The organism is Pseudonocardia sp. N23 (assembly GCF_002583555.1).
In the GTDB taxonomy this organism is placed as follows: Bacteria; Actinomycetota; Actinomycetes; order Mycobacteriales; family Pseudonocardiaceae; genus Pseudonocardia.
The window spans coordinates 56,753-67,617 of the sequence record NZ_BEGX01000020.1; the positions used below are offsets into that span (position 1 = coordinate 56,753).

At 71.4% G+C, this 10,865-nt stretch carries 12 protein-coding genes; 1 reads left to right on the forward strand and 11 read right to left on the reverse strand.

Annotated elements, in window-relative coordinates:
* Positions 1 to 27: 27 nt before the first annotated feature.
* From TOK_RS07430 to TOK_RS35280, 11 genes are all read right to left on the reverse strand, one after another.
* Entirely contained in the window at positions 28 to 213 is a 186-nt protein-coding gene (locus TOK_RS07430) for a hypothetical protein (RefSeq protein WP_098957064.1), read from the reverse strand.
* Positions 214 to 721: 508 nt separating this feature from the next.
* Positions 722 to 1,468, reverse strand: a complete 747-nt coding sequence (locus TOK_RS07435; protein WP_098957065.1) for a sirohydrochlorin chelatase — start codon at positions 1,466 to 1,468, stop codon at positions 722 to 724.
* Complete coding sequence (locus TOK_RS07440) at positions 1,461 to 2,366, reverse strand: ABC transporter permease (RefSeq protein WP_098957066.1); 906 nt, start codon at positions 2,364 to 2,366, stop codon at positions 1,461 to 1,463. The genes TOK_RS07435 and TOK_RS07440 overlap by 8 nt, the downstream gene beginning before the upstream one ends.
* On the reverse strand, positions 2,356 to 3,150 hold the full coding sequence (locus TOK_RS07445) for an ABC transporter ATP-binding protein (RefSeq protein ID WP_098957077.1): 795 nt from the start codon (positions 3,148 to 3,150) through the stop codon (positions 2,356 to 2,358). The genes TOK_RS07440 and TOK_RS07445 overlap by 11 nt, the downstream gene beginning before the upstream one ends.
* A 64-nt stretch (positions 3,151 to 3,214) precedes the next feature.
* A complete protein-coding gene (locus tag TOK_RS07450; RefSeq protein WP_098957067.1) occupies positions 3,215 to 4,306 on the reverse strand; it encodes an ABC transporter substrate-binding protein in 1,092 nt (363 codons plus the stop codon).
* 38 nt (positions 4,307 to 4,344) lie between these two features.
* Positions 4,345 to 5,649 (reverse strand): sulfate adenylyltransferase subunit 1, encoded by a 1,305-nt coding sequence (locus TOK_RS07455; protein ID WP_098957068.1) that lies wholly within the window; start codon positions 5,647 to 5,649, stop codon positions 4,345 to 4,347.
* Entirely contained in the window at positions 5,649 to 6,554 is a 906-nt protein-coding gene (gene cysD / locus TOK_RS07460) for a sulfate adenylyltransferase subunit CysD (protein ID WP_098957069.1), read from the reverse strand. The genes TOK_RS07455 and cysD overlap by 1 nt, the downstream gene beginning before the upstream one ends.
* Positions 6,551 to 7,267 (reverse strand): phosphoadenylyl-sulfate reductase, encoded by a 717-nt coding sequence (locus tag TOK_RS07465; protein ID WP_098957070.1) that lies wholly within the window; start codon positions 7,265 to 7,267, stop codon positions 6,551 to 6,553. Before TOK_RS07465 ends, cysD begins: the two co-directional genes overlap by 4 nt.
* A 70-nt stretch (positions 7,268 to 7,337) precedes the next feature.
* Complete coding sequence (locus tag TOK_RS07470) at positions 7,338 to 7,514, reverse strand: Insertion element protein (protein ID WP_098957071.1); 177 nt, start codon at positions 7,512 to 7,514, stop codon at positions 7,338 to 7,340.
* Positions 7,511 to 9,190, reverse strand: a complete 1,680-nt coding sequence (locus tag TOK_RS07475) for a nitrite/sulfite reductase (protein ID WP_098957072.1) — start codon at positions 9,188 to 9,190, stop codon at positions 7,511 to 7,513. Before TOK_RS07475 ends, TOK_RS07470 begins: the two co-directional genes overlap by 4 nt.
* A 133-nt stretch (positions 9,191 to 9,323) precedes the next feature.
* Positions 9,324 to 9,410, reverse strand: a complete 87-nt coding sequence (locus TOK_RS35280) for a putative leader peptide (RefSeq protein WP_374754865.1) — start codon at positions 9,408 to 9,410, stop codon at positions 9,324 to 9,326.
* A 318-nt stretch (positions 9,411 to 9,728) separates the two neighbouring features.
* On the opposite strand from TOK_RS35280, the gene TOK_RS07480 reads away from it, so the two are divergent.
* Positions 9,729 to 10,865 (forward strand): efflux RND transporter periplasmic adaptor subunit (locus tag TOK_RS07480; RefSeq protein ID WP_098957073.1); only part of this gene is annotated, 1,137 nt, incomplete at its 3' end.

A 10,865-nucleotide genomic window follows, 5' to 3' on the forward strand; every position in this document is an offset into this window, starting at 1 on the left:
ACTACTGGTCTCTGCCGGGGCGAGAGATCAGCGGCCGCAGTGCTCGCGGTGACGGTCGCGCTTCGACTTGCGGCCACACGGGTCGTCGTGGTGCTGGTGACGACGGCGGTCGTGGTGGTGACCGTGGCGGCGGTCGTCATCGCGGTCGTCGCAGTGCGACGGGGGCTTCGGCACACAGTGCTTGATCGCCGGGACGGGCTTGCGGAACGCCATTGAGATTCCCTTCTGGACAGTGCAGCGCCCTATGGCGCTGCTGCTCACTCTCTCGTATCCCGCACAGCTCCGTTTCAGCTCACACACATGTTCACCTACCTGTCGGAGTGTGCCGATCGTGTCACCTGATGGTTTGACAACCCGGTTGGACCCGAAGGGTTGAGCGAACGCAGGGTGATGCCGTGTAGGCGTACGGGACGCGGCCGACGTTTGAAGCTCGCAGGTCAGGGCAATGCGACAGGCGTAGCCGTACCACGTGTCGATCTTCGCTCCGACCACTGCTCCGAACGAGTGGCCCGCTGGAGGGTTGGCGTCCGATCGGGGAGGGCACCGGAGCGGCCGGATGAAATGGTGTGCCGCAACTTTTTTCGTTCGGCACCGTTGTTCATCACTCTTCGGCGACAGCGCGAATGCGCTCTGTAGAAATGACGATAATGCCAGCGCGCAGACGATTGTGCGAGTATTCGTTTAGTGGGACCACTGCGGTGGGCCGAACGGCCCAACCACCTCAGACGGCGTCGGCGAGCGCGGCGACGGGCTCGCCGGCGCCGGCGCCGTGCCGGGCCAGGACCGTCGCCGCGACGAGCGGGTGGTCCCCGAGGGGCTCCGCGACGGTCGCGGCCCGGTCGGCTGCCACGGCGCGGGCCTCGACGCGGTCGAGCAGGCGGCCCGGCGCGAGGAACCACGGCAGGACGACGATCCGTTGCGCACCAACAGCTCGCAGGCAGGCCACCGCGTCGTCGACGGACGGTTCGGCCGACGTCGCGAAGGCCGCGATGGCACGGGGGAGCCGTCCCGCGAGTGTCCGGACGACATCGTTGGCGTTCTCGTCGCTCGACCCGGCAGCGGCGAGCACGACGCCGATGTCCGGGTCGCCGAGGTCGGCACCGGCCTCGGCGAGGCGGGCGCGGGCTGCGGCGAGCAACGGGGTGGGGTCCTCGCCGAGGACCGGGGACACGGTGACACGCAGCTGCGGCAGCCGCGACGTTGCGGCCTCGACGGCGGCGGGAACGTCGACGCGGGCGTGGTAGGCGGAGCCGAGCAGCAGGGGGACCACGACGGCGCGACGATGCCCGTCGGCGGCGACGGCGTGCAGGACGTCGGGCAGCCGGGGGGCGTTGAAGTCGAGGAACGACAGCCGGACGTCGAGCCCCGGCGCCTGCGCGGCGGCGGCCTGCACGAGCCGGTGCATCGTGGCGGCGGACCGCCCGTCGCGGCTGCCGTGTGCGACCGCGACGAGTGCGGGATCAGACACCGGCGGCCAGCCCCCGCACGCGCAGGACGCGACGTTCGATCGGCCGGAAGACCAGCAGCTCGATCCCGATGCCCACGATGAGGATCAGGAAGATCGCGGCGATGACCGTCGGCATGTCGTTGAGGTCGCTGCCCTGTTTGAGGAAGGCGCCGAGGCCGAGGCCGAGCAGCGGTCCGGCGGCGATGATCTCCGCGGCCATCAGGGAACGCCACGAGAAGGCCCAGCCCTGTTTGCATCCGGCCAGGAATCCGGGCAGGGCCGCCGGAAGCAGGATGTGCCGGGCGGTGGCCAGTCCGCTGGCGCCGATGACCTTGCCGACGCGCGGGAAGATCGGCGGGATCTGGTCGATGCCGGACACGAGGCCGTTTGCGATCGACGGGATCGACCCGGCGAGGACGACGAAGTAGATCGTCGAGTCGGTCAGTCCGAACCACAGGACCGCGGCGGGCACCCACGCGACCGACGGCAGGCTCTGCAACCCGGACAGCAGAGGGCCGATCGCCGCGCGCACGACTCGGACGCGGGCGACGAGCAGGCCGAGTGGGACGGCGATGACCAAGGCCATCAGGAAGCCGACGAACGCCCGGCTGATCGAGGTCCACAGGATCGACAGGACCTGGCCGTCGGTGAGGACGCCGGCGAAGGAGTCCCACACCGAGGACGGGGAGGGAACCTTGAACTCGGGTTGGATCGCCGCCGCCCAGATCAGCTGCCAGACGCCGACGAACAGCAGGAACGCGACGATCGGGGGGAGCCCGGTCGCGACGAACCGCCGCCACGAGGGGGTCCGCTTGACCGTCGGGGTGTCGAGGGCGTCGAGTCCCGCGAGCTCTGCGGCCGCGTCGTCGAGCTCGGGGGAGGTCGGCACCGTGGGGCGCGGCGTGGTCTCAGGCTGCATGGCTCGCGATGACCTGACGCAGCCGGACGGTGATCTCGTCGTGGAGGTGATCACGGTCGTCGCCGACCGTCCATTCGCCCACGACGGTGCCCGGCCGCGACGAGAGCAGGACGACACGCTGGGCCAGCCGCACGGCCTCGCGGACGTCGTGGGTGACGAAGACGATGGTGGTGCCGGTTGCTCGCCATACCCGCAGCAGCTCTCCCTGGAGCGCATCGCGGGTGATGGCGTCGAGAGCGGCGAAGGGCTCGTCCATCAGCAGGACGCCGCCGCCGGAACCGTCGGGACCGGTCGCGGCGGCCAACGCCCGGGCGAGGGCGACGCGCTGGCGCATGCCGCCGGACAGCTCGTGGGGTCGCTTGTCGGCGAGGCCGTCGAGGCGCACGAGGGAGAGCAGTTCGGCGGCGCGTTCGCGCCGCGCGGACCGGGACAGCCCCGACAGCTGCAGCGGCAGCTCGACGTTGCGACCCGCGGTCAGCCACGGCAGTAGAGCCGACTCCTGGAACATGAACGAGGGGGACCCGGCCGGCCGGGTCAACGTGCCCGCGGTGGGTTCGTCGAGTCCGGCGACCAGATTGAGCAGCGTCGACTTGCCGCAGCCTGACGCACCGAGCAGACACACGAACTCGCCCTGCCCGACAGCCAGGTCGACGTTCTGCAGGGCCGTCACCGCATCCGTGCCGCTCCCGAACGTCTTGCCGATGCCGGTGAGCCGCACTGCCGCCGTCCCGGGAACGTCGGAGACATCGGCTGTGGTCGTCTCGGTCCCGGTGGTGGTGGTCATCCGGCCGGTCACCCTTCTCGTCAGGGGGTGGGGCGGCTCCCGTGAGGGAGCCACCCCGGGGGGATCAGCTCTTCTTGTCCAGACCCGCTGCGTCGACCTGCGGCTTTCCGGCGGCGGCCAGCACCTTGTTGACGGCGGTGACGTCGAGGAAGCCGCGCAGGTCGGTCTCCTTCTGGGTGGCGCCCGCCGTCACGCTGTCCTTCGACAGCTGCGGGAAGGTCGCGGCGAGGGGGTCGAGTCCGAACGACAGCTCGGTGAACGCCCGGTCGACGACGCTCTGTGCCAGCGCCGAGCCGGACAGCGCCTTGATCGCGTTGTTCGCCGCGGTCTTCGCGCCGGCCGGGTCGCTCGCGATGAAGTCGATGGCCTTCTGCTCGCCGCGCAGGAGCGCCTCGACGGCGTCGGGGTGCTCCTGCAGGAACGCGGTGCGCACGATCACGACGGTCGTCGGGAACCCGCCGCCGGGCCAGAGGGTGCGCTCGTCGACGAGCACCGAGGCGCCTGCGTCCACCAGACGTGAGCTCCACGGCTCGGGCAGCCAGCCACCGGCGATCTGACCGGACTTGAACAGGTCGAGCGTGCGCGGGTTGTCCAGGTTCTGGACGACGACCTTGTTCGGGTCCTGCGCGGTCGCGATCTCGAGGTTGTTGGCCTTGAGCCACTTCTTGAGCGCCACGTCCTGCGTGTTGCCCAGCTGCGGCGTCGCGATGGTCTTGCCCTTGAGCTGCTCCGGGCTGGTGATGTCCTTGGAGACGACGAGCTGCGCACCTCCCGACGCCGCACCCGCGATCAGGCGGACCGCGCCGTCGGACTTGCCATACGCGTTGATCGCCGGGCTCGACCCGATGAACGCCACGTCGAGCGAGCCGCCCAGCAGTGCGTTGACCTCGTCGGGACCTGCGTTGAAGGTTTGCGTCGTGAGCTTCGTCGAGCCGAGCTCCTGGGCGAAGTAGCCCTTGTCGACGCCGATCAGCGCGGGCGCGTGGGTGATGTTGGGGAAGTAGCCGAGCCGCAGCTCGGCGGCCGGCGACGTGGTGCCGCCCGACCCGCTCGATCCGGCCGCGGGGGCATCGGACGCCCGCGAACAGGACGCCAGCACCCCGACCGCGGCGAGGGTGGCGAGGAGGGCGATGGGAACTCTGGAGCGCAGGCGCATCGAACGGGGCTTCCTTCTTCTGCGGTTGTGGGGAGGGCTTACGGGCCGGGGGTGGACGGCGCGCGGCTGGGCAGGTCGACGAGCACGAGCGGGTCGCCGACGAGGCCGGCGGCCAGGGTGTTGCCGGTGGGCGGGTCGATGAGCAGGAAGCCGCCCGTGACCCGGATGTCGGCGTAGTCGTCGACGGGCAGCGGGTCGGCGGTGCGCAGGTGCACGCGGCCGATGTCGTTGATCTCCAGCTGGTCGGGGACCTCACGGGCGAACGTGTCGGTGTCGAGCCGGTCGCGCAGCTCGCCGACGATCACCTGCGTGGTGCGGGTGCCGTGCTTGAGCAGCAGCCGCGCGCCGGGGCGCAGCGGCTTCTCGGCGAGCCAGCAGAGCGTGGCGTCGAGCTCGTCGGTGACCCGGGGCGGCGCGGCCGCGGCGGCGATGACGTCGCCACGGGACAGGTCGATGTCGTCGGTGAGCAGCACCGTGACGCTGCGTCCCGCGTGGGCGGCCTCGAGCGGGCCGTCGGCCGTCTCGACCGACGCCACCGTGGTGCGGTGCCCGCCGGGCAGCACGACGACCTCGTCACCGGGCCGGACCGTGCCGGAGGCGATCTGGCCGGCGTAGCCGCGGTAGTCGTGCAGCTCCTCGGTCCGGGGCCGGATCACGTACTGGACCGGGAGCCGGAACGGTGCGTCGGCCTCCGGGCCGGTGACCGGCACCGACTCGAGGTGGCCCAGCAGTGTCGGGCCCTCGTACCAGGGTGTGTGCGCCGAGCGGTCGACGACGTTGTCCCCGACCAGCGCCGACACCGGGATGGTGACGACGGCGTCGTCGGGGAAGCCCAGTGAGCGGGCGAGCCCGGCGAACTCCTTGCCGATCGCCTCCAGGACGGCCTGGTCGTAGTCGACGAGGTCGATCTTGTTGATGGCCAGCACCAGCCGGGGCACCCGCAGCAGCGCGAGCACCGCGGCGTGGCGCCGGGTCTGCTCGACGACGCCGTGGCGGGCGTCGACGAGCAGCACCGCGAGCTCCGCGGTCGACGCGCCGGTCACCGTGTTGCGGGTGTACTGCACGTGGCCGGGGGTGTCGGCGAGGACGAACTCGCGGGTCGGCGTGCCGAAGTAGCGGTAGGCGACATCGATCGTGATGCCCTGCTCGCGCTCGGCGCGCAGGCCGTCGACGAGCAGCGACAGGTCCGGCGTCGTCAGGCCCTTGTCGACCGAGGCGCGCTGGACGGCCTCGATCTGGTCGGCGAGGACGGACTTCGTGTCGTAGAGCAGGCGGCCCACGAGGGTGGACTTTCCGTCGTCGACGGACCCCGCCGTCGCGAACCGGAGAAGATCCCTACCCATCAGAAGTACCCCTCACGCTTGCGGTCCTCCATGGCTGCCTCGGACATCCGGTCGTCGGCGCGGGTGGCGCCGCGCTCGGTCAGCCGCGAGGCGGTGACCTCGGCGATGACCTCGTCGAGGGTGGTGGCGGTGGACTCGACCGCGCCGGTGCACGACCCGTCGCCGACGGTCCGGTAGCGGACCGTCCGCAGCTCCAGGGCCTCGGCGCCGCGCGGGCCTCCCCACGGACCCTCGGCCAGCCACATCCCGTCGCGCTTGAAGACCTCACGCTGGTGGGAGTAGTAGATCGACGGCAGCTCGATGCCCTCGCGCTGGATGTAGCGCCAGACGTCGAGCTCGGTCCAGTTGGAGATCGGGAAGACCCGGACGTGCTCGCCCGCGGCATGCCGGCCGTTGTAGAGGTTCCACAGCTCGGGACGCTGCTTGCGCGGGTCCCAGCGGCCGAACGCGTCGCGCAGGCTCATCACGCGTTCCTTGGCGCGCGCCCGCTCCTCGTCGCGGCGGCCCCCGCCGAACACGGCGTCGAACTTCTTCTCGACGATCGAGTCCAGCAGCGGGATGGTCTGCAGCGGGTTGCGGGTGCCGTCGGCGCGCTCGGTGAGGCGGCCGTCGTCGATCCAGTCCTGGACGTGCGCGACCTCCAGGCGCAGTCCGAGCCGCGCGGCGAGCGCGTCCCGGAACTCGATGACCTCGGGGTAGTTGTGCCCGGTGTCGACGTGCAGCAGCGGGAACGGGATCGGCGCCGGCGCGAACGCCTTGGCCGCGAGGTGCACCAGCAGCGTCGAGTCCTTGCCGCCGGAGAAGAGGATCACCGGGCGGTCGAACTCGCCGGCGACCTCACGGAAGATGTGGATCGCCTCGGACTCGAGCGTGTCGAGGGCGTCGATCGTGTGGGCGGCGGTCACTGCGTGACCTCGGCGGGGTGCAGCCCGCACTCGATCTTGGCCGTGCCCGCCCAGCGCCCGGAGCGCGGATCGGCGCCCGGCAGCGGCCTGGCCGTGCACGGCGCGCATCCGATGGACGGGTACCCGGCGTCGACCAGCGGGTTCACCAGGATTCCGTGCTCGGCGATGTAGGCCTCCATGTCGTCGTCGGTCCAGGCCGCGATCGGGTTGACCTTGACCAGTCCGAACTTCTCGTCGTAGGTGACCAGCGGGGTGTTCGCCCTGGTCGGAGCCTCGACGCGACGCACCCCCGTGACCCACGCGTCGTAGCGGGCCAACGTGTTCTGCAGGGGCGCGACCTTGCGCAGCGCGCAGCACCGGTTGGGGTCGCGGGCGAAGAGGTCCTTGCCCCACGTCGCGTCCTGCTCGGCGACCGACTGCTGGGCCGCCGCGTTGACGATCCGGATGTCGTAGGTCGCTTCGACCGCGTCGCGGGTGCCGATCGTCTCGGCGAAGTGGTACCCGGTCTCGAGGAACAGGATCTCCACGCCCGGCAGTGCCTTCGCGGCGAGGTCGACGAGCACCGCGTCCTGCATGTTCGACGCGACGATCAGCCCCTGGCCGAACGTCTCCGCCGCCCAGGCCAGCGCCTGCTGGGCGGTGGCGTCGGGCCCGAGCTCGTCGGCCCCACGCTCGGCCAGCGCACGCAGGTCCTTCTCCGTCGCGACACTCATCCCAATCGCTCCCTGCGGGAGCTCAGCGCTGCGCACACACGCTGTGCCGACGATTCGCTCGCAGGCTCGCTCATGACTTACTCACTCCTGGGACCCCGATCCCGATCATCTTGACGGTGAACGTGCGCAGGCAGTCGGCGCAGTACCAGGCGCCGTGCGGCACCTTCTCGGTCTGCTCGGCGGGGCGCAGGTCCTCCTCGCCGCAGTACGGGCAGTAGAACGGCACCGCCCTGGTGGGGGCACTCACGTCAAGAGGCCCTCGTCGGCCCGCAGCACCCACTGTGCGAACCGTTCGCCCTCGGTGCGGTCCGCGACGTAGTTGCGCACGACCCGGTCGACGTAGTCGCCGAGGCCGGCGCTGGTGACCTTCAGGCCGCGCAGCTTGCGCCCGAAGCCGGAGTCCAGGCCGAGGCCGCCGCCCAGGTGGACCTGGAAGCCCTCGACCTGGTTGCCGTCGGCGTCGGTGACGACCTGGCCCTTGAGCCCGATGTCAGCGACCTGGGTGCGGGCGCAGGCGTTGGGGCAGCCGTTGAGGTGGATGGAGATCGGGACGTCGGGGTGGACGTCGGCGAGGCGCTGCTCCAGCTCCTCGACGAGCCGGATCGCCCGCTCCTTCGTCTCGACGATCGCGAGCTTGCAGAACTCGATGCCGGTGCACGCCATCGTCGCCCGCCGCCACGGCGAGGGCTCCGCCTGCAGGCCCAGGCCGGCCAGTTCCGCTGTCAGCGTCGCGACGGCGTCGTCGGGCACGTCGAGCACGACGATCTTCTGCTGCGCGGTGAGCCGCACCCGCCGCGAGCCGATGGACTCGACGGCCTTGGCCAGCGCGATCAGCGTCGTCCCCGAGACACGGCCCGACGCGGGCGCGACGCCCACGTAGTTCAGGCCGTCGGTCTGCTTGTGCACGCCGACGTGGTCGATCGGGCGCTCGGGCGTCGCGGGCGCGGGCCCGTCGATCAGCTTGCGGCCCAGGTACTCCTCCTCCAGGACCCGGCGGAACTCCGCGACGCCCCAGTCCGCGACGAGGAACTTGATGCGGGCACGGTGGCGCAGCCGGCGATAGCCGTAGTCGCGGAACACCGAGATGACCCCGGCCCACACGTCGGGGACCTCGTCGAGCGGGACCCAGGCGCCGAGCCGCTGCGCGATCTTCGGGTTGGTCGAGAGCCCGCCACCGACCCAGACGTCGAAGCCAGGGCCGTGGTCGGGGTGCACGGAGCCGATGAAGGAGATGTCGTTGATCTCGTGGGCGACGTCCTGCTGCCACGAGATGGCGGTCTTGAACTTGCGGGGCAGGTTGGAGAACTCCGGGCTGCCGATGTAGCGGTCGAGGATCGTCCGGATCGCAGGCGTGCCGTCGAGCTCCTCGTCGGCGGAGATGCCGGCGACGGGCGAGCCCAGGATCACGCGCGGGGTGTCGCCGCAGGCCTCGGTCGTCAGCAGGTCGACGGCCTCCAGGCGCTCCCAGATCGCGGGCATGTCCTCGATGGCGATCCAGTGGTACTGGATGTTCTGCCGGTCCGTCACGTCGGCGGTGTCACGGCCGTACTGCTGCGACAGCTCGCCGACGACGCGCAGCTGCTCGGTGGTCAGCGCTCCGCCGTCGACCCGCACCCGCAGCATGAAGAACTTGTCGTCGAGCTCCTCGGGGTCCAGCGCCGCGGTGCGGCCGCCGTCGATCCCGGGCTTGCGCTGGGTGTAGAGGCCCCACCAGCGCATCCGGCCTCGCAGGTCGGACGGGTCGATCGAGTCGAACCCCTGCTTCGAGTAGACGTTCTCGATGCGCGCACGCACGTTGAGGCCGTCGTCGTCGCGCTTGAAGCGCTCGTTCGGGTTCAGCGGCTCGCGATGGCCGAGCTTCCACTGGCCCTCGCCGCGCTTCGGGCGGGCAGGGGACTTCGAGGGCGGTGTGGTGGGGGGCAATTCGGGGCCTCCGGATGACGGCACGGCTCGCCGCGAACCCGGAAACCAGTTCGATCACTGTCGATCACGAACGGGATTTCGGGCGCAGCTCACCCTGCGCCGGGAAATCGGTCCGTGGACGTTCGGCGCGGGATCAGACCGCAGGCCGACAAATGGCGCTGTTGACCCGCTGCAGGTCCACGTGGCGACGTGCCACGAGTCGCAAGGTCAGCGCATTCACACGTTCAGGCTGCCATGTCCGGACCCGTTCGGCCAACGGCCGTCTACGTCATGAGAGTCATGCGCCCAATTGTCCGGACACTTCCCTGGAAATGGACCAGTGGCCGGGAGGTGTTCGGACAACGCGTCGTGCGGGGCCCGTCGGCACCGTGTTCCGTCCCGTTCCTGTCGCACTGTCCAGCACTGTCCATTTCGGACGGCCTCCTCTCAGTCCACTGTCAGGAAGGTCTGCGCTCGTTCTCAGTGAACGCGGATAGCGTCCGCCCGGCCGGCCGCGGGGCACCGGCGTCGTGAGGCGTGCGAGCGGTGGGAGACAACGGTGGCCGAGACACCCGTCGGGACGACCGTGCCGGACGGCGCGGACCGGGGTGGTCCACACGACGAGACGGACCCGGGACCTGCGTCGTCACGCCCGGACCAGGGACCCCGGCACCGTGCGTTCTCGCCCCGGTCGTGGTCGCGGCGGGCCCGCTGGATCGGCGGGGCCGCCGCCGTCGTCGTGGTGGTGGCGGTCGTGCTGGTCTGGCGGGCGGGGACGTCGTCGGGGACCACCACACCGGTGCTCGCCCGGGCGAGCACCGGCACGCTGCGCCAGACCGTGGGCGCCACCGGCACCATCGCCCCCGCCCAGCGCGCCGACCTCGACTTCGCCGTCCCCGGCCGGGTCACCGCGGTCCCGGTCACCGTCGGCCAGCAGGTCGCGGCCGGTGACACCCTCGCGACCGTCGACGCCGCGAGCCTGCCGCAGCAGGTCGCGCAGGCCGATGCCGGCGTGGCGAGCGCGCAGGCCCGCCTCGACGCGGACTCCGGCGCGAGCGCCGCCCAACGCGACGCCGACTCCGCGGCCCTCACCGCCGCGCAGGCCCAGCTCTCGGTCGCACAGCGCAACCTCTCGCAGGCGACGCTCACCGCGCCCTTCGCCGGCACCGTCGCCGCGGTCGACGTCGCCGTGGGCCAGCAGGTCCCGGCGGGCGGCTCGGGGTCGGCGTCCTCCGGGTCGGGCGGCTCCGCGTCCGGCGGGTCCGGCTCGACCGTCGGCTCCGGGACCGGGACGAGCTCGTCGACCGGGACCACCGCCGACGTCGTCGTCATCTCCACCGGGACGTTCGTGGTCAACGCCTCCGTCGACGACACCGAGGTCGCGGCGCTGAAGGCCGGCCAGGCCGCCGAGGTCACCCCGACCGGGGCCGCCCGGCCCGTCACCGCGACCGTGACCTCGGTCGGACTGGTCGCGACCTCGACCTCCGGCGTCGCCACCTACCCCGTGACACTCGCGGTCACCGGCGACACCTCCACACTGCACGTCGGCGCGACCGCTCAGGTCAGCATCGTCGTCTCGCAGGTCGACGACGCAGTGCTCGTCCCCGCCGCCGCCGTCCACGGCAGCGGGGCCGATGCGTCGGTGCTCGTCGACACCGGCGGCACACAGACCAGCACCAAGGTGACCGTCGGGGCC

What these genes read in the sequence shown, in the direction of transcription:
- TOK_RS07450 (WP_098957067.1), bottom strand. Translation starts at nt 4,306, where the DNA reads ATGCGCCTGCGCTCCAGAGTTCCCATCGCCCTCCTCGCCACCCTCGCC.
- TOK_RS07465 (WP_098957070.1), bottom strand. Translation starts at nt 7,267, where the DNA reads ATGAGTGTCGCGACGGAGAAGGACCTGCGTGCGCTGGCCGAGCGTGGG.
- TOK_RS07445 (WP_098957077.1), bottom strand. Translation starts at nt 3,150, where the DNA reads ATGACCACCACCACCGGGACCGAGACGACCACAGCCGATGTCTCCGAC.
- TOK_RS07430 (WP_098957064.1), bottom strand. Translation starts at nt 213, where the DNA reads ATGGCGTTCCGCAAGCCCGTCCCGGCGATCAAGCACTGTGTGCCGAAG.
- TOK_RS07455 (WP_098957068.1), bottom strand. Translation starts at nt 5,649, where the DNA reads ATGGGTAGGGATCTTCTCCGGTTCGCGACGGCGGGGTCCGTCGACGAC.
- TOK_RS07440 (WP_098957066.1), bottom strand. Translation starts at nt 2,366, where the DNA reads ATGCAGCCTGAGACCACGCCGCGCCCCACGGTGCCGACCTCCCCCGAG.